This window comes from Sphaerobacter thermophilus DSM 20745 (assembly GCF_000024985.1).
Taxonomy (GTDB): Bacteria; Chloroflexota; Chloroflexia; order Thermomicrobiales; family Thermomicrobiaceae; genus Sphaerobacter; species Sphaerobacter thermophilus.
Genome location: NC_013523.1, coordinates 1153689 through 1168675 on the forward strand (window position 1 = coordinate 1153689; position 14987 = coordinate 1168675).

General features: G+C 66.7%; 28 protein-coding genes. 27 read left to right on the top strand and 1 reads right to left on the bottom strand.

The annotated features are described in order from the left end of the window. The 27 genes from rpsC (at position 1) to rpsI (ending at position 13990) form a co-directional block, all read left to right on the top strand. A complete protein-coding gene (rpsC, locus tag STHE_RS05220; RefSeq protein WP_012871525.1) occupies positions 1-675 on the top strand; it encodes a 30S ribosomal protein S3 in 675 nt (224 codons plus the stop codon). Positions 676-717: 42 nt separating this feature from the next. After that, positions 718-1170, top strand: a complete 453-nt coding sequence (rplP, locus tag STHE_RS05225) for a 50S ribosomal protein L16 (RefSeq protein WP_012871526.1) — start codon at positions 718-720, stop codon at positions 1168-1170. Then, positions 1167-1388 carry a 50S ribosomal protein L29 gene (gene rpmC, locus STHE_RS05230; RefSeq protein WP_012871527.1) on the top strand — a complete coding sequence of 74 codons (222 nt, stop codon included), beginning with the start codon at positions 1167-1169 and terminating at the stop codon, positions 1386-1388. Before rplP ends, rpmC begins: the two co-directional genes overlap by 4 nt. Before the next feature lie 42 nt (positions 1389-1430). After that, positions 1431-1718, top strand: coding sequence for a 30S ribosomal protein S17 (gene rpsQ, locus STHE_RS05235; protein ID WP_012871528.1), 288 nt, complete (start codon positions 1431-1433; stop codon positions 1716-1718). 35 nt (positions 1719-1753) lie between these two features. Continuing rightward, positions 1754-2122 carry a 50S ribosomal protein L14 gene (rplN, locus tag STHE_RS05240; protein WP_012871529.1) on the top strand — a complete coding sequence of 123 codons (369 nt, stop codon included), beginning with the start codon at positions 1754-1756 and terminating at the stop codon, positions 2120-2122. 27 nt (positions 2123-2149) lie between these two features. Further along, complete coding sequence (rplX, locus tag STHE_RS05245; RefSeq protein ID WP_012871530.1) at positions 2150-2476, top strand: 50S ribosomal protein L24; 327 nt, start codon at positions 2150-2152, stop codon at positions 2474-2476. Between the two features lie 37 nt (positions 2477-2513). Continuing rightward, entirely contained in the window at positions 2514-3059 is a 546-nt protein-coding gene (rplE, locus tag STHE_RS05250) for a 50S ribosomal protein L5 (protein WP_012871531.1), read from the top strand. Between the two features lie 17 nt (positions 3060-3076). Beyond that, the gene (locus STHE_RS05255) at positions 3077-3262 is read left to right on the top strand and encodes a type Z 30S ribosomal protein S14 (RefSeq protein ID WP_012871532.1); all 186 of its coding nucleotides are present in this window, start codon (positions 3077-3079) and stop codon (positions 3260-3262) included. A 28-nt stretch (positions 3263-3290) separates the two neighbouring features. Continuing rightward, positions 3291-3689 (top strand): 30S ribosomal protein S8, encoded by a 399-nt coding sequence (gene rpsH, locus STHE_RS05260; RefSeq protein WP_012871533.1) that lies wholly within the window; start codon positions 3291-3293, stop codon positions 3687-3689. Between the two features lie 36 nt (positions 3690-3725). Further along, complete coding sequence (gene rplF / locus STHE_RS05265) at positions 3726-4271, top strand: 50S ribosomal protein L6 (RefSeq protein ID WP_012871534.1); 546 nt, start codon at positions 3726-3728, stop codon at positions 4269-4271. 106 nt (positions 4272-4377) lie between these two features. Beyond that, complete coding sequence (rplR, locus tag STHE_RS05270; protein ID WP_012871535.1) at positions 4378-4755, top strand: 50S ribosomal protein L18; 378 nt, start codon at positions 4378-4380, stop codon at positions 4753-4755. A 42-nt stretch (positions 4756-4797) separates the two neighbouring features. Then, the gene (gene rpsE / locus STHE_RS05275) at positions 4798-5340 is read left to right on the top strand and encodes a 30S ribosomal protein S5 (RefSeq protein ID WP_012871536.1); all 543 of its coding nucleotides are present in this window, start codon (positions 4798-4800) and stop codon (positions 5338-5340) included. Continuing rightward, a complete protein-coding gene (gene rpmD, locus STHE_RS05280; protein WP_012871537.1) occupies positions 5337-5531 on the top strand; it encodes a 50S ribosomal protein L30 in 195 nt (64 codons plus the stop codon). The genes rpsE and rpmD overlap by 4 nt, the downstream gene beginning before the upstream one ends. Before the next feature lie 48 nt (positions 5532-5579). Continuing rightward, positions 5580-6020: a 50S ribosomal protein L15 gene (gene rplO, locus STHE_RS05285; protein WP_012871538.1), complete on the top strand. Its 441-nt coding sequence runs from the start codon at positions 5580-5582 to the stop codon at positions 6018-6020. Beyond that, complete coding sequence (secY, locus tag STHE_RS05290) at positions 6020-7318, top strand: preprotein translocase subunit SecY (protein ID WP_012871539.1); 1299 nt, start codon at positions 6020-6022, stop codon at positions 7316-7318. The genes rplO and secY overlap by 1 nt, the downstream gene beginning before the upstream one ends. 14 nt (positions 7319-7332) lie before the next feature. Further along, the gene (locus STHE_RS05295; RefSeq protein WP_012871540.1) at positions 7333-8022 is read left to right on the top strand and encodes an adenylate kinase; all 690 of its coding nucleotides are present in this window, start codon (positions 7333-7335) and stop codon (positions 8020-8022) included. Further along, on the top strand, positions 8022-8786 hold the full coding sequence (gene map / locus STHE_RS05300) for a type I methionyl aminopeptidase (protein ID WP_012871541.1): 765 nt from the start codon (positions 8022-8024) through the stop codon (positions 8784-8786). The genes STHE_RS05295 and map overlap by 1 nt, the downstream gene beginning before the upstream one ends. A gap of 65 nt (positions 8787-8851) precedes the next feature. Next, entirely contained in the window at positions 8852-9073 is a 222-nt protein-coding gene (gene infA, locus STHE_RS05305) for a translation initiation factor IF-1 (RefSeq protein WP_012871542.1), read from the top strand. Positions 9074-9109: 36 nt separating this feature from the next. Continuing rightward, positions 9110-9223, top strand: a complete 114-nt coding sequence (rpmJ, locus tag STHE_RS05310; RefSeq protein ID WP_012871543.1) for a 50S ribosomal protein L36 — start codon at positions 9110-9112, stop codon at positions 9221-9223. 15 nt (positions 9224-9238) lie between these two features. Further along, complete coding sequence (gene rpsM / locus STHE_RS05315) at positions 9239-9613, top strand: 30S ribosomal protein S13 (protein WP_012871544.1); 375 nt, start codon at positions 9239-9241, stop codon at positions 9611-9613. 58 nt (positions 9614-9671) lie between these two features. Then, a complete protein-coding gene (gene rpsK, locus STHE_RS05320; protein WP_012871545.1) occupies positions 9672-10082 on the top strand; it encodes a 30S ribosomal protein S11 in 411 nt (136 codons plus the stop codon). Positions 10083-10121: 39 nt separating this feature from the next. Beyond that, positions 10122-10766, top strand: a complete 645-nt coding sequence (rpsD, locus tag STHE_RS05325) for a 30S ribosomal protein S4 (RefSeq protein ID WP_012871546.1) — start codon at positions 10122-10124, stop codon at positions 10764-10766. A gap of 83 nt (positions 10767-10849) precedes the next feature. Further along, the gene (locus tag STHE_RS05330; protein ID WP_012871547.1) at positions 10850-11872 is read left to right on the top strand and encodes a DNA-directed RNA polymerase subunit alpha; all 1023 of its coding nucleotides are present in this window, start codon (positions 10850-10852) and stop codon (positions 11870-11872) included. Then, positions 11869-12222 carry a 50S ribosomal protein L17 gene (rplQ, locus tag STHE_RS05335; protein WP_012871548.1) on the top strand — a complete coding sequence of 118 codons (354 nt, stop codon included), beginning with the start codon at positions 11869-11871 and terminating at the stop codon, positions 12220-12222. The genes STHE_RS05330 and rplQ overlap by 4 nt, the downstream gene beginning before the upstream one ends. A gap of 20 nt (positions 12223-12242) precedes the next feature. Further along, a complete protein-coding gene (gene truA, locus STHE_RS05340) occupies positions 12243-13058 on the top strand; it encodes a tRNA pseudouridine(38-40) synthase TruA (RefSeq protein WP_012871549.1) in 816 nt (271 codons plus the stop codon). A gap of 37 nt (positions 13059-13095) precedes the next feature. Continuing rightward, on the top strand, positions 13096-13530 hold the full coding sequence (gene rplM, locus STHE_RS05345; RefSeq protein ID WP_012871550.1) for a 50S ribosomal protein L13: 435 nt from the start codon (positions 13096-13098) through the stop codon (positions 13528-13530). Positions 13531-13546: 16 nt separating this feature from the next. Next, positions 13547-13990: a 30S ribosomal protein S9 gene (gene rpsI, locus STHE_RS05350; protein ID WP_012871551.1), complete on the top strand. Its 444-nt coding sequence runs from the start codon at positions 13547-13549 to the stop codon at positions 13988-13990. Between the two features lie 61 nt (positions 13991-14051). On the opposite strand, the gene STHE_RS05355 is transcribed toward rpsI, so the two are convergent. Further along, positions 14052-14918, bottom strand: a complete 867-nt coding sequence (locus STHE_RS05355; protein WP_012871552.1) for a sugar phosphate isomerase/epimerase family protein — start codon at positions 14916-14918, stop codon at positions 14052-14054. Positions 14919-14987: the final 69 nt, after the last annotated feature.

Genomic DNA, 14987 nt, shown 5'->3' on the forward strand with positions numbered 1-14987 from the left:
TTGGGACGGAAGGTACATCCCATCGGCTTCCGCCTCGGCATCGTGCACGACTGGGAGTCGAAGTGGTACGCCGAGCGGAACTACACCGAGCAGTTGCATGAGGATCTGACGATCCGGCGGCTCATTAACGCTGAGCTGACCCGCGCCGGGATCTCGCGCATCGAGATCGAGCGCGCGGCCAACCGGATCGAGGTGACGATCCACACGTCGAAGCCCGGTATCGTCATCGGCAAGCAGGGCGCGAATGTCGAGCGGATCCGCCAGCTCATTGAGCAGCAGGTGGGTAAGAAGGTCCACCTGAAGATCGAGGAGATCAAGGATCCGGAGCTGGACGCGCGCCTGATCGCCGAGAGCATTGCGGAGCAGATCTCCCGGCGGGTGTCGTTCCGGCGGGCGATGAAGCACGCGGCGACCCAGGCGATGCGCAAGGGCGCCAAGGGCGTGAAGATCCGCCTGAGCGGCCGCCTAGGCGGTGCCGAAATGGCCCGCACCGTGACCGAGATGATGGGTCGGGTGCCGCTGCACACCATCCGGGCTGACATCGACTTCGCGGTCGTCCACGCCCACACGACGTATGGGCGCATCGGAGTCAAGGTGTGGGTTTATCGGGGTGACGTGATGCCGGAGGCGCGCAGTGGGGCTGAGCTGCCCGAACTGGCGGCCACGGCGGAGTAGCGGCCGCGCTGACGGACGGCGGCGGAGATAGGAAGCACAGCCATGTTGATGCCGAAGCGGGTGAAGCACCGAAAGGTCCAGCGCGGCCGGATGACCGGCCAGGCCTCGCGTGGCAACACCGTTGTGTTCGGTGAGTACGGGATCCAGGCGCTCGAGCCGGCCTGGGTGACCAGCCGGCAGATCGAGGCGGCCCGGCGTGCCATCACCAACTACGTGCGCCGCGGTGGGAAGGTCTGGATTCGGATCTTCCCGGACAAGCCGGTCACGCAGAAGCCGGCCGAAACGCGCATGGGTAGCGGCAAGGGCAACCCGGAGTACTGGGTGGCCGTGGTGAAGCCGGGCCGGGTCATGTTCGAGCTCGGCGGCGTGCGCGAGGAGCTCGCGCTCGAGGCGCTGCGCCGCGCCATCCACAAGATGCCGATGAAGTGCCGCGTCGTGCGCCGAGAGGTTGTCGCCGCCGGGTCTGAGAGCGGAACCGGAGGTGGCCAGGCATGAAGCCGGACGAAATCCGTGCGATGAGCGACGCGGAGCTGATGCAGAAACTCGATGAGCTGCGCTCCGAGTGGCGCGATCTGCGCTTTGATGAGGCAATCGGCAAGCTGACGAACACTGCGCGTATCCGGCAGATCAAGCGGGATATCGCGCGGATCAAGACCATTCAGACTGAGCGACGCATTGCCGCCGAGATGGAGAAAGCGCGGGCGCAGTCGTAGCGCCGCGCCGTGTTCGGCGGGGAAGGACGGGCAGACCGGACCATGCAAGCAAGTGAGACAGCGAGCGAGACGAGGCCACGGCGCCGCTTGACGAAGGTGGGCCGGGTCGTCTCGGACAAGATGGACAAGACGGTCGTGGTGTCGGTGGACTACCTTCGCCGCCACCCGCTGTACCGAAAGACGATCCGGCGGACCAGCAAGTTCAAGGCGCACGATGAGCACAACCGCTGCAAGGTCGGCGATCTGGTGCTGATCGAGGAGACGCGCCCCCTGAGCAAGACCAAGCGCTGGATCGTCCGCGAGATCCTCGAACGGGCCCAGGAGATCTAGCACGCGGCTCGGCGGCGAGGAGGAGGAAAGGCGCGATGATCCAACAGGAGAGCAGGCTCAAGGTCGCCGACAACTCCGGCGCGCGAGAGATCCTCTGCATCCGTGTGCTGGGGGGCTCGGGTCGGAAGTATGCATCGGTCGGCGACGTCATCGTGGCGACGGTCAAGTCGGCGCAGCCAAACTCGGCCGTCAAGAAGGGTGACATCGTGCGGGCGGTCGTGGTCCGGACGGCGCAGGAGTATGGTCGGCCGGACGGCACGCACATCAAGTTCGACGACAACGCAGCGGTCCTGATCAACCAGCAGGGCAACCCGCGCGGGACCCGCATCTTCGGCCCGGTTGCGCGCGAGCTGCGGGATCGGCAGTTCATGCGGATCGTCTCCCTTGCGCCGGAAGTGCTCTAGGGCGAGCAGGAGAGCGAGGGAGGAGTCATGGCCGAGAAGATTGTGACCGGCGACGAGGTGCTGGTCATCCGCGGACGAGACAAGGGCGCCCGGGGCCGTGTGCGGCAGAACATGCCGCGGGTCGATCGGGTGATCGTCGAGGGTGTGAATCGGGTCAAGAAGCACCAGCGTGCCCTCCCCGGGGGCCGGCCTGGGGGCATCATCGAGGTCGAGGCCCCGTTGCATGTCTCGAAGGTGATGCTCATTTGCCCGTCCTGCGATAAGGCGACTCGGGTGGGGTTCCGGTTCACCGAGTCGGGCGAGAAGGTCCGGTACTGCAAGAAGTGCGACGCGGTGATTCCGCGGCCGAGGTAGCCGGGAGCCCGGTCGCCGGATGAGGTGAGGATTCGAGATGGCAGCACGCCTTCGGGAACTCTATCGCAACGAGATCGTACCCAAGTTGATGGCGGAGTTTGGGTACCGGCATGTGCATGAGGTGCCCCGCCTTGAGAAGATTGTTCTGAACATCGGCCTGGGCGAGGCGATCCATAACGGGCGAGCGTTGGATGCAGCGGCCGACGACCTAGCCACGATTACCGGGCAGCGGCCGGTCGTGACGCGTGCCAAGCGCTCGATCGCCGGTTTCCGGCTGCGCGCCGGGATGCCCATCGGAGTCATGGTCACCCTGCGCGGCGACCGGGCCTACGAGTTCCTCGACCGGCTGATCGGGACGGCGCTGCCGCGGATCCGGGACTTCCGAGGGCTTTCGCCGCGCTCCTTCGACGGCCGTGGCAACTACACCCTGGGGCTGCGTGAGCAGTTGGTCTTCCCGGAGATCGACTACGATAAGATCGACAAGGTACGTGGTCTGGAAGTGACGATCGTGACCACGGCGAAGACCGACGAGGAGGGCCGCCGACTCCTCGCGCTGCTGGGCATGCCGTTCCGCGAGTCGTAGGGAGAGTCGGAGGAGAAATGGCGAGAAAGGCACTCATCGTCAAGGCGATGAAGCCGCCCAAGTACCCGGTGCGGCATGTCAACCGGTGCAAGCTGTGCGGGCGCTCCCGCGCCTACATGCGGAAGTTCGGCGTCTGCCGGATCTGCTTCCGGGAGCTGGCGGCGAGCGGCAAGCTGCCCGGCGTGACCAAGTCGAGCTGGTAATGGACGGCGAGCGGAGTAGCGACGGACGATGACGATCAACGATTCCATTGCAGACATGCTCACGCGAATTCGCAACGCGGGCATGGCGCGCAAGCCGGAGACCTCCATGCCGTCCAGCAAGATCCTAGTGGCGATCGCCCGGATCTTGAAGGAAGAGGGCTACATCGAGGACTTCCGGGTGGAGGAGCGCCGGCCGTACCCGGTGCTGACGATCAAGCTCAAGTACACGCGGGATCGCCGGCACGCGATTCGGGAACTGCGTCGGATCTCCAAGCCCGGGCTGCGCGTCTATGCCGGGAAGGACGAGATTCCGCGGGTGCGCAACGGCCTCGGCATTGCCATCGTCAGCACCCCGCAGGGCGTGATGTCCGGGCATGAGGCTCGGCGCCGCGGCATCGGCGGCGAGGTGCTCTGCACCGTCTTCTAGCGACGCGCGGGCCTGTCGCGCTACGGAGGAAGCAGGATGTCACGGATAGGCAATCTCCCCATCCCGATCCCGGCGGGCGTCGAAGTCCAGATCGATTCGGGGGTGGTGCGCGTCAAGGGGCCGAAGGGGGAGTTGGAACAGCGGGTTCACCCCGCCATGCGCTTCGAGCGCGAAAGCGGGACGTTGCTGGTGCGCCGGCCGTCCGACGAGCGCCAGTTCCGCGCGCTGCACGGGCTGACGCGGACGCTGGTGGCAAATATGGTGCACGGCGTCACCGAGGGGTACCGCAAGGACCTGGAGATCCACGGCGTGGGGTACCGCGCGCAGCTTGAGGGCAAGACCCTCGTGCTGTCGCTCGGCTTCTCCCACCCGGTGCGGATCGACCCGCCGGAGGGGATCACATTTGTGCTCGAGTCCCCGACCCGGATCGGTGTCCAGGGGATCGACAAGCAGTTGGTTGGCGAGATCGCTGCGCGGATTCGCCGGGTCCGCCCGCCGGAGCCCTACAAGGGCAAGGGCGTGCGCTACCTGGGCGAGCGCGTGCGCCGCAAGGCCGGCAAGGCCGGCAAGGTCGGCAAGTAGCACGATGCGGGTGGGTCCGGGTAGCCATCAGTGGCGTTGCCCCGGCAGGGGCCGCCATCGGGTGGGCATCTCGGGCTGATACCCCTTCAAAGGAGTCACGACGCGGATGGGAAAGTACGAGTACAAGCGGACCCTTTCTCCGCGAAAGCGGCGCCACCTGCGTGTTCGCGCGAAGGTGAGTGGAACGCCGGAACGGCCGCGGCTCAACGTGTTCCGGAGCAACGAGCACATCTACGCGCAGGTGATCGACGACACGGTCGGTCATACGCTGGTGGCGGCGTCCACCCTTGAGAAGGCGGTGCGTGAGCGCTTCCCGGAGGAGCATCCCAAGGTTGTGGAAGCCCGCATCGTCGGCATGGTGGTCGGTGAGCGCGCCCGCGAGAAGGGCATCACCCGCGTCGTCTTCGATCGGGGTGGCTACAAGTACCACGGGCGGGTCCGTGCCCTGGCCGAAGCGGCGCGCGAAGCTGGGCTAGAATTCTAAGCAGCGGGCACGCAGCCCGTGGGGAGTGAGCGGCATAGAGACATGGACAGACGCAGTGACGGCAGGCGACCCCGCGGCGACGACGCACCCGAGTTTCAGGAGCGGGTCGTACAGATCAACCGCGTCGCCAAGGTGCAGAAGGGTGGCCGGCGGTTCAACTTCAGCAGCCTTGTCGTAGTCGGCGACGGCAATGGCCGCGTCGGCGTCGGGCTGGGCAAGGCCGCTGAAGTGCCGGACTCGATCCGCAAGGCGGCGGATGCTGCCCGGAAGAACATGATCCGGGTGCCGCTGGCGGGGCGGACCATTCCACATGAGGTTGAGGTTAAGTTCGGAGCGGCGCGCGTGCTGCTCAAGCCGGCTGCGCCGGGTACCGGCGTGATCGCCGGGGCGGGTGTGCGTGCGGTCGTCGAGGCTGCCGGCATCCAGGACATCCTGGCGAAGTCGCTGGGAAGCGACAACCCGATCAACGTCACCCAGGCGGCTCTCCTCGCCCTGAAGAGCCTGGAGTCGGTCGAGCAGGTGGCGGAGCGGCGTGGTATTCCGCCGGAGCGGTTGCGGCGCCGAGAGCGGGCGGTGCAGGCATGAGCCAGAAGACGATCCGGGTGACCTACTATCGCAGCGCAATCGGGTACAGCCAGGATCAGAAGGACACGATCCGGGCGCTCGGGTTCCGGCGGCTCAACCAGACGCTGGAGAAGCCGGACAACCCGTCCGTGCGCGGCATGATCTATAAGGTGCGCCACCTGGTGCGGATCGAGGGCGAAGACGAGTCCTAACATGTGCGCCCAACTCGCGAGGGCGTACAGGTAGAGGAGTGAAACCCGATGCAGTTGCACGATCTGAAGCCCGCGCCGGGATCGCGGAAAGAGCGGACCCGCGTCGGCCGTGGTGACGGGTCCGGCAAGGGGAAGACCGCCGGGCGCGGTACCAAGGGCCAGAAGGCGCGCGGCACCGTGCGCCGCGGTTTCGAGGGTGGCCAGAACCCGATCTACAAGCGCCTGAGCTACCGCCGCGGCTTCGTCAACATCTTCAAGAAGGTCTATGAGGTGGTGAACGTCGGCCGGCTCAACGAGTTGGACATCGACGGCCCGATCACCCCTGAGGTGCTCTACGAGCGCGGTGTGACCCGCGGCCTGGAGTACCCGGTGAAGATCCTGGGCGACGGTGAGGTGACCCGACCGCTGACCGTGCGGGCGCACAAGTTCTCCAAGAGCGCCCGTGAGAAGATCGAGGCCGCCGGCGGCACCGTGGAGGCCATCAGCTAATGCTCGAAGCAGCCATCAACGCCTTCAGGATCCCGGAGCTGCGGCGCAAGATCCTCTTCACCGTCGGGATCCTGGTCCTGTTCCGCTTCATCGCGACCATCCCTGTCCCCGGCGTGGACCGCGAGGTATTGCAGCAGCTCTTGGAGCAGAACCAGCTCCTGGGCATGCTGAACCTGTTCTCCGGTAGCACGCTGGCGAACTTCTCGATCCTGGCGATGGGCGTCTACCCATACATCACGGCGTCGATCATCATGCAGCTCCTGACGCCGATCATCCCGCGCCTGGAGGAACTGTCGCGGGAGGGACAGCAGGGGCGGAACCGGATCAACCATTACACGCACTGGCTGACCGTGCCGCTGGCGCTGCTGCAGGGCTACGGTCAGGCGGTGTTGATGGCGAACGCCGGGGTGCTGAGCGACTTCGGGCTGTTCAACGCCGATACCGCGCTCCGCAGCATCTCGATCCTGCTCGTCATGACGGCCGGTACCGTCTTCCTGGTCTGGCTTGGTGAGTTGATCACCGAGAACGGGATCGGGAACGGCGTCTCGATCATCATCTTCGGCGGTATCGTGGCCAGCCTCCCGCAGTCGGTGGCGAATCTCATCGGTGGTGGGACGGCGACGCAGAACGTCCTGGGCACCGTCGGCTTCATCCTGATCGGACTGATCACCATCGTCGGCATCGTGCTGCTGAACGAGGGGGTGCGCCGGATCCCGGTGCAGCATGCCAAGCGCATCCGCCGCGGGCGGGTGTACGGTGGCGGCAGCACCTACATCCCGCTGAAGGTCAACTCCGCCGGGATGATCCCGCTGATTTTCGCCATTAGCATCATGGTCTTCCCGGGGATGATCGCCAACTTCCTGCAGACGTCCGACCGGGATTGGGTTCGCAACCTGGCGGGCTCGGTGGCCACCGCCTTCAACCCGAACGGGTTGCTCTACCAGGTCATCTACTTTGTGATGGTGGTGGCGTTCACCTACTTCTATACGATGGTGCTGTTCCAGCAGCAGAACATCGCGGAGAACCTCCAGAAGCAGGGTGCCTTCATCCCTGGCGTTCGGCCGGGGAGGAACACGGAGGCCTACCTCACGCGGGTGCTGATGCGGATCACCCTCGTGGGCGCGCTCTCGCTCGGTGTGGTGGCGGTGCTCCCGTACATTGCGGCCCAGATCACCGGGGTCACGACGCTGTTCCTGGGCGCGACGTCGCTGCTGATCGTCGTGGGTGTCGCCATCGACACCATGCGCCAGCTTGAGGCGCAGTTGATGATGCGGAACTACGAGGGCTTCCTCCGCTGAGGAGAGGGCGCGTCATGGGTGTGGACGGCGCACGACACGTCGTCATCATGGGCCCGCAGGGTGCGGGCAAGGGGACGCAGGCGGCGATCATCGCGCCTCGGCTCGGGCTGGTACACGTTGCCACCGGGGACCTGTTCCGGCAGGTGATGGCCAGCGATACGGAGCTGGCGCGGGAGATTCGCAGCTACTACGACCGCGGCGCGCTCGTCCCTGACGAGCTCACCCTGCGAATGCTCACCGAGCGGCTCGACGAGCTGGCAACCGAGCAGCCCGACGCGCGGGGTGCGCTGATCGACGGCTTCCCGCGCAACCAGGCCCAGGCTGAGGCGCTGGATGCAGCGCTGGCAGCCCGGGGCGACTCAATCGCGGCGGTGATCCACATCGCGGTGCCGCGGGAGGTGCTCATCGAGCGGCTGAGCGGGCGCCTGGTCTGCCGAAACTGCGGGGCGACGTACCACAAGGTGTTCAACCCGCCGAAGCAGCCGGGTGTCTGCGATGCCTGCGGCGGGGAGCTGTACCAGCGGAGCGACGACACTCCGGAGGCTGTCGAGCGACGCCTGTCGATCTACTACGAGCAGACTGAGCCGGTCCTGCAGCACTACGCGCAGGCCGGGTTGCTGGTGGATGTCGACGGTAACCAGCCGATCGAGGCGGTCACCGAGGCGATTCTGACCGCGCTCCGGCCGCGGGTCGAGGCGAGCTAATGGCGATCGCGCTGAAGTCGGCCCGCGAGATCAAGTTGATGCGCGCAGCGGGACTGGTTGTGGCCGAAGTGCTCGACCTGATGCGCGAGCGGGTGGCGCCCGGGATCACCACGCGGGAGCTGGACCGGTTGGCCTACGAACTGATCACGGCGCGAGGTGGGAAACCGTCCTTCCTCGGGTACCAGGGCTACCCGGCCAGCATCTGCGCCTCGGTCAACGAGGAGATCGTCCACGGCATCCCGAGTGACCGGGTACTGGTCGAGGGAGACATCATCTCGATCGACGTCGGGGTGATCATGGAGGGCTACCACGGCGACGCAGCGATCACGCTGCCGGTCGGGCAGGTCAGTGACGAGGCCCTGCGACTGATCGCTGCCACCGAGGGTGCCTTCCACGCCGGCGCCGCCGCCGCGGTCGCCGGGAAGCGGCTAGGTGACATCGGCGCGGCGATCGAGTCCTACGCCGCGGAGCACGGGTTCGAGGTCGTCCGCGAGTACACCGGGCACGGGGTCGGGCGTGCGATGCACGAGGAACCGACCGTGTTCAACTACGGGCGGCCGGGAACTGGGATGCGGCTCCGGCCGGGGATGACGCTCGCGATCGAGCCGATGCTCACCGCGGGGTCGGCTCGGACGCGAGTGCTGCCGGACGGCTGGACGGTGGTGACGGCGGACGGCTCGCTTGCCGCCCACTACGAGCACACAGTGCTCGTCACGGAGGATGAGCCGGTGCTGTTGACCGCGCCGGCCGAAAGTGTGGTATAATCCCGCTTTGTGGCGCACACACGCGGTCCGCCGGTTTTCGCGTGCGCGGGTTGAGGTGTGGTTCGGTGGCAAAGAAGGATGTCATCGAGGTCGAAGGTCGCGTCACAGAGCCCCTGCCGAACGCCATGTTTCGCGTGGAGTTGGACAGCGGGCACGAGGTATTAGCCCACATCTCGGGCAAGCTGCGGTTGAACTTTATCCGCATTCTGCCCGGAGACCGCGTCCGCGTCGAGTTGTCGCCGTACGATCTGGCGCGCGGCCGCATCACGTATCGACTGCGCACGTAATCGACGTGGCGCCCAGCGTGTGAGGGGTGGAGAGATATGAAGGTGACGGCATCGGTCAAGCGCCGGTGTGACAACTGCCGGATCATCAGGCGCCGCGGGGTGGTGCGGGTCATCTGCACGAACCCGAAGCACAAGCAGCGGCAGGGGTAGGGAGGACGGACGCTGATGGCTCGAATCGCGGGTGTAGACCTCCCCCGAGACAAGCGGGTCGAGATCGCCCTGACCTATATCTACGGCATTGGGCTGTCGACCAGCAAGAAGCTGCTGGAGCGCACGGGCGTGTCGCCGGACACCCGCGTGCGGGATCTGACGGATGACGAGGTCGGCCGGCTCCGCGACATCATCGAGAAGGAGATGGTGGTCGAGGGGGACCTGCGGCGCGAGATCAACATGAACATCAAGCGGCTGATGGACATCGGCTGCTACCGCGGGCTGCGGCATCGCCGCGGGCTTCCGGTGCGCGGGCAGCGCACGCGGACCAACGCGCGCACCCGCAAGGGTCCAAAGCGGGCCATCGGCGTTCGCAAGCGCGGGCGCTAGGCTGCGCAAGGTTGGCCGGTAGGCAACTGGGAACCAGCAGAGGGAGGACAGCAACTCAATGGCGGATCGACGGCGAACGGGCCGAGGGCGGTCGGCGCGTCCGCGCCGGAGGGACAGGAAGAATATCCCCCGGGGGCGGGCGTACATCCAGTCCACGTTCAATAACACGATCGTTACCCTGACTGACCAGGCCGGCAACGTGGTGGGATGGGCCAGCGCGGGGTCCTCTGGCTTCAAGGGCTCGCGCAAGAGCACGCCCTACGCCGCCCAGGTGGCCGCGGAGAACGCGGCGCGGAAGGCGATGGACCACGGCATGCGGCAGGTCGATGTGTTCATCAAGGGGCCTGGCGCCGGCCGGGAGATGGCCATCCGGTCGCTGCAAGCCGCCGGGATGCAGGTGCTGTCGATCTCCGACATCACGCCGGTTCCGCACAACGGTTGCCGCCCGCCGAAGCGGCGGCGCGTCTAGGCCGAGTCCCAGTACGGCTTACTGGGCTGAGGAGGACGAATGGCAAGGTACACCGGTCCCGTGTGCCGGATCTGCCGCCGCGAGGGCATGAAGCTCTTCCTGAAGGGCGAGCGCTGCTTCGGCCCCAAGTGCCCGATCGTGCAGCGGCAGCCGGCCAAGAATTTCCCGCCGGGGCAGCACGGGCAGAAGCGAACGCGGCGCCCGTCGGAGTACGGTCTGCAGCTCCGCGAGAAGCAGAAGATCCGCCGCATGTACGGCATCATGGAGCGGCAGTTCCGGCGCCACTTCGAGGAAGCGGAGCGCCGCGGCGGCGTCACCGGCGAGAACCTGCTCCAGATTCTGGAGATGCGCCTGGATAACGTCGTGTACCGGCTCGGATTCGCCGACTCGCGCAACCAGGCGCGTCAGTTGGTCCGCCACGGCCACTTTACGGTCAACGGGCGGAAGACCAACATCCCGTCGTTCATCGTCAAGCCGGGCGATGTGGTCGCAGTGCGTCCGCAGAGCCGGGAGCGCGAGTACTTCAAGATCGTCGCCGAGACGGCGGGCTCGAAGCAGGTTCCCGAGTGGATCTCGCGCGACATGGAGTCGTTGAGCGGCCGCATCATCAACGCACCGACGCCGGACCAGATCGAACGACCACCGTTCAACGAGCAGCTGGTCGTCGAGTTCTACAGCCGATAACCATATGATCCTGGCGCAGCGGGGCCGCTGCCTGGCGCGACGGCCCCGCCCGCACTGGGGATGCCCAGAGGAGGCTGATTCGCTTGTTGGAGATAGCCCGACCGAGAGTTCAACAGACCCACGCCGGTGTCAACTACGGCCGCTTCGAGATCGAGCCGTTGGAGCCCGGCTATGGCATCACCATCGGGAACGCCCTCCGGCGCATCCTGCTCCGGTCACTCCCGGGCACGGCCATCGTGCGGGTGCGCATCGCCGATGTCTGGCACGAGTTCTCGACGATCGAAGGCGTGCGCGAGGATGTGACCGAGATCGTGCTCAACCTCAAGCGGGTGCGGCTGAAGGCGTTGACCGAGTCGTTCCGCGAGGGGCGCGCCAGCCTGTACGCACAGGGTGAGGGAGTCGTACGCGCAGGGGACATCGACTGGCCGGGCGACGTCGAGGTGGTCAACCCCGAGCACGTCATCGCGACGTTGGACAACGACGACGCGCGGCTGGAGATGGACCTGGTCATTGCCCGTGGCCGCGGTTACCAGCCGGCCGAGACGCAGGAGATCTACACGATCGGTGAGATCCCGGTCGATGCGATCTTCACGCCGATCGAGAAGGTCAACTACGTGGTCGAGCACACCCGCGTCGGCCAGATGACCGACTACGACCGGCTCATCATCGAGATCATCACCGATGGGACGATCGAGCCGGCTGATGCGCTAAGCGAGGCGGCCCAGATCCTGGTCGACCACGCCCGCCTGATTGCGGACTTCAACCGGGAGCCGAGCGAGCCGGAAGAGGAAGAGGACAAGACTCCGAGCATCGTCGACAACCGGCCGCTGGCGGAGCTGGGGCTGTCGCCGCGGGTGCTGAACGCGCTGCGCAGCCGGCAGATCGAGCGCGTCGGGCAGGTGCTCTCGCTTCCGCAGGAGCAGTTGCTGTCGATCCGGAACTTCGGTCCGCGCTCGCTGCAGGAACTCCGGGAGCGGCTGGCCGAGCACGGCTACACGCTGGCGATGGACGCGGAGAAGAAGGACAGCGAAGCCGCGTCCGAGGGGGAGGCTGCCGAGGACGCCGAGGCGGCGCTCTCCAGTCAGGTGGAGGAGACCAACGAATGAGGCATCGGGTCGCCGGACGTAAGTTCGGCCGTTCGACCAAGGAGCGGAAGGCGCTCTTCCGCAACCTGGCAATTTCACTGATCCTGCATGAGCGCATGACGACGACCGAGGCGAAGGCCAAGACGGTTCGCCCGATCGTCGAGAAGTACGTCACTATGGCGCGCGAGGACACCGAGCACCGGCGCCGGCTGCTGATGGCCCGGCTGGGTGATGAGCGTGCCGTGGCCAAGCTGTTTGAGGTGCTCGGGCCGCGATTCGAAGGGCAGGCGGGCGGTTACACGCGCATCTACAAGCTCGGGCCGCGGCGCGGCGATGGCGCGCCGATGGCGGTGATCGAGTTCGTCGCCTAAGGCCCGGGCGCGGGTCGGCGATGGGGCAGCCGATCGCCGTTCGCACCTTCCGAGTGGACCTCGGCTACGATGGCAGCGCGTTTTTCGGTTCACAGCGCCAGCCGGGCGTCCGGACGGTGCAGGGGGCTCTCGAATCGGCTGCCGAGCGCCTGGCCGGGGAGCCAACGCGGGTCGCGCTGGCGGGGCGCACAGATCGCGGCGTACACGCGGTCGGGCAGGTCGCCAGCCTTCGCATCCGGTGGGCGCGCTCGGCCGATGAACTGGCGCGGGCGTTGATGGCCCTGACACCGGACGATCTGGTGGTTTACGGGGCCAGGGAAGTCGACGAGCGCTTTCACGCCCGCTTCTCCGCCCGCTGGCGGGAGTACCGGTACTTCGTCTGGGAGGGGCCGGTACCCACGTTGATGCGGGGACGGGTGTGGGTCGTCCGGACGCCGCTGAACCTCGCCGCGATGAACGCCGCGGCGGATGCCTTCATTGGGAGGCGAGATTTCGCAGCGGTCGCGGGCGCCGGGGTGGGAGTGCCGTGGTCGGGCATCGACACGACCCGTACGGTATCCTTAGCTCGCTGGCGGATCGTCGACCAGCCGTTCGAGCGGCACGACCGCAGCGGGCGACTGCTGGAATTTCGCATCCGGGCTGACGGCTTTCTGCCGCACATGGTGCGGAACATTGTCGGAAGCCTGGTGGCGGTCGGCCGGGGAGACCGGCCAATTGGGTGGACAGAAGAGTTGCTAGCCGGCCGGGACCGCCGTCGCGGCGAGGCGCCGGCCCCGGCGCAGGGTCTCGTTCTCTGGCGGGTCGCCTACGACGACGACCCGGATGGCGCCGAGTAATCGGATGACGCCGCAGGCAACACGGGAGTAGAGGGTGATGAAGACGTATACGCCAAAGGCCTCCGAGATCGAGCGCCAATGGTACATCGTCGATGCGGAGGGCAAGACGCTGGGGCGGCTCGCTTCCCAGGTGGCGACGATCCTCCGCGGCAAGCACAAGCCGACCTTCGCCACGCACATGGATACCGGTGACTTCGTCATCGTCATCAACGCGGCGAAGGTGAAGGTGACCGGGAACAAGGAGCGCGACAAGATCTACTACCGGCACTCCGGCTACCCGGGCGGCTTCAAGCAGACCCGGTTCGCAGACCTGATCGCCAAGCATCCCACGCGGCCGGTGGAGCGGGCGGTGCGCAACATGCTGCCTAAGAACGCGCTCGGCGAGAGGATGTTCAAGAAGCTGAAGGTGTACGCCGGGCCCGAGCATCCGCACCAGGCGCAGCGCCCGACGGAACTCCGAATCGAGGGATAGAGGAGGGGCGAACCAGGTGGAAGCAACTGCGAGCACGGCACCTGCCGAAAACCAGACGAACAGCGAGAGGCCGCGCTACTACTACGGGGTCGGTCGGCGGAAGACTGCTGTCGCGCAGGTCCGGCTGTACCCGGGCAACGGCCGCATCACGGTCAACAAGAAGGAGCCGCGCGAGTACTTCGGCGGCCGTGACATCTACCAGCTCATCATCTCGGAGCCGCTGCGGCTGACTAACACGTTCGACCGCTTCGACATCCGCGTCCGCGTGCGGGGCGGTGGTTTGAGCGGCCAGGCCGGCGCGGTGCGGCACGGTATTGCCCGCGCGTTGCTCCGGCACGATCCGGAGCTGCGGCCGGTGCTGCGCCGGGCAGGGCTTCTCACCCGCGACGCGCGCGTGAAGGAGCGGAAGAAGGTCGGGCTCAAGCGTGCCCGCAAGGCGCCGCAGTACACCAAGCGCTAAACGGCGTCTACCCTCAAGAGCACAACCTGCGAGGCGTCGGCCATGCCGGCGCCTCGTTTGGTTACGGACGACCTGGGTGGTGGGTGGTACGACCCGCTCGTAGGGCTGTGAAGATGGCCGCGCGGCAACGGCCGATCGCCGCGGCCAGCCGCCGCTCGGCGGACGGGAGCCACGGGACGCGGAGGGCGACGGGACTCAACTCAAGCGTCACGAGGCCGTCGTACCCGGCCTGAACCAATCCGGCCAGCACGTCATCGAGTGGGAGAACACCCGAGCCTGGAAGCTGATGGTCTCGTAGCAGGGCATTCGCCAGGCCGATGCGGAACGTATGCCGTCCGTAGTCGCTCAAGTGTACGTTGGCGAGATGAGGAGCCAGCCGCGGCACCACATCCAGCACGTCCCATCCCTGGCTGGCGGCGTGGGCACTGTCGAAGGTGATCGCCACGCCCCACTCCTGGGCAAACCGAAGCAATCGGTCCGGATGGTCGAGAAATGGATCCGGATCGGAGCGCCGCAGCCGCCCGGTGTTCTCGACCGCGATGCGCGTGCGCCCCTGCTCCGTCACGGCGAGCGCCGTCTCGATCGCGTCGAACCAGATGCGTGTGCCGGGCGCGTGGAGGGTTGGTGCATTGGGGATGTGGACCACGAGCGTATCGCAGTGGGCCAGGCTGTGTGCGAAGCGTGCCGAGAGGAGGATATCGTCGGCCGCCTGATGAAGTGAGGGCTCGCGCAGGCGCATGACCGCGTGCACCGCGCGGACCGGTACACCGGTCCAGTTCTCCAGTGCCTGAATCCGCTCCGGTCCACGGCGGACCAGGCGACCGGTAAGCATCAATTCGACGCCATCGGCGCCGGCCCGGCGAGCCAGGTCGAAGGCAGTCCGCAGTGGGATGCCGGTCAGCGACCCTGTCGAGATGAGAATGTCCATCAATACGTCCTCGGTCTGAGGATGACCGCTCCACCGAGGGTCGGCTATTAGGGCCCGCCTGGGAGGTCC

Excerpts from the sequence above, each read along its gene's own strand:
- rpmC (WP_012871527.1), top strand. The coding sequence starts at position 1,167 with ATGAAGCCGGACGAAATCCGTGCGATGAGCGACGCGGAGCTGATGCAG.
- rpsM (WP_012871544.1), top strand. The coding sequence starts at position 9,239 with ATGGCTCGAATCGCGGGTGTAGACCTCCCCCGAGACAAGCGGGTCGAG.
- secY (WP_012871539.1), top strand. The coding sequence starts at position 6,020 with ATGCTCGAAGCAGCCATCAACGCCTTCAGGATCCCGGAGCTGCGGCGC.
- rplF (WP_012871534.1), top strand. The coding sequence starts at position 3,726 with ATGTCACGGATAGGCAATCTCCCCATCCCGATCCCGGCGGGCGTCGAA.
- rpsD (WP_012871546.1), top strand. The coding sequence starts at position 10,122 with ATGGCAAGGTACACCGGTCCCGTGTGCCGGATCTGCCGCCGCGAGGGC.
- rplM (WP_012871550.1), top strand. The coding sequence starts at position 13,096 with ATGAAGACGTATACGCCAAAGGCCTCCGAGATCGAGCGCCAATGGTAC.
- truA (WP_012871549.1), top strand. The coding sequence starts at position 12,243 with ATGGGGCAGCCGATCGCCGTTCGCACCTTCCGAGTGGACCTCGGCTAC.
- rplE (WP_012871531.1), top strand. The coding sequence starts at position 2,514 with ATGGCAGCACGCCTTCGGGAACTCTATCGCAACGAGATCGTACCCAAG.
- rpsH (WP_012871533.1), top strand. The coding sequence starts at position 3,291 with ATGACGATCAACGATTCCATTGCAGACATGCTCACGCGAATTCGCAAC.
- rpmD (WP_012871537.1), top strand. The coding sequence starts at position 5,337 with ATGAGCCAGAAGACGATCCGGGTGACCTACTATCGCAGCGCAATCGGG.
- map (WP_012871541.1), top strand. The coding sequence starts at position 8,022 with ATGGCGATCGCGCTGAAGTCGGCCCGCGAGATCAAGTTGATGCGCGCA.
- rplO (WP_012871538.1), top strand. The coding sequence starts at position 5,580 with ATGCAGTTGCACGATCTGAAGCCCGCGCCGGGATCGCGGAAAGAGCGG.
- rpsK (WP_012871545.1), top strand. The coding sequence starts at position 9,672 with ATGGCGGATCGACGGCGAACGGGCCGAGGGCGGTCGGCGCGTCCGCGC.
- rplP (WP_012871526.1), top strand. The coding sequence starts at position 718 with ATGTTGATGCCGAAGCGGGTGAAGCACCGAAAGGTCCAGCGCGGCCGG.
- STHE_RS05355 (WP_012871552.1), bottom strand. The coding sequence starts at position 14,918 with ATGGACATTCTCATCTCGACAGGGTCGCTGACCGGCATCCCACTGCGG.
- rplQ (WP_012871548.1), top strand. The coding sequence starts at position 11,869 with ATGAGGCATCGGGTCGCCGGACGTAAGTTCGGCCGTTCGACCAAGGAG.
- STHE_RS05295 (WP_012871540.1), top strand. The coding sequence starts at position 7,333 with ATGGGTGTGGACGGCGCACGACACGTCGTCATCATGGGCCCGCAGGGT.
- STHE_RS05255 (WP_012871532.1), top strand. The coding sequence starts at position 3,077 with ATGGCGAGAAAGGCACTCATCGTCAAGGCGATGAAGCCGCCCAAGTAC.
- rplX (WP_012871530.1), top strand. The coding sequence starts at position 2,150 with ATGGCCGAGAAGATTGTGACCGGCGACGAGGTGCTGGTCATCCGCGGA.
- rplR (WP_012871535.1), top strand. The coding sequence starts at position 4,378 with ATGGGAAAGTACGAGTACAAGCGGACCCTTTCTCCGCGAAAGCGGCGC.
- rplN (WP_012871529.1), top strand. The coding sequence starts at position 1,754 with ATGATCCAACAGGAGAGCAGGCTCAAGGTCGCCGACAACTCCGGCGCG.
- rpmJ (WP_012871543.1), top strand. The coding sequence starts at position 9,110 with ATGAAGGTGACGGCATCGGTCAAGCGCCGGTGTGACAACTGCCGGATC.
- rpsE (WP_012871536.1), top strand. The coding sequence starts at position 4,798 with ATGGACAGACGCAGTGACGGCAGGCGACCCCGCGGCGACGACGCACCC.
- rpsQ (WP_012871528.1), top strand. The coding sequence starts at position 1,431 with ATGCAAGCAAGTGAGACAGCGAGCGAGACGAGGCCACGGCGCCGCTTG.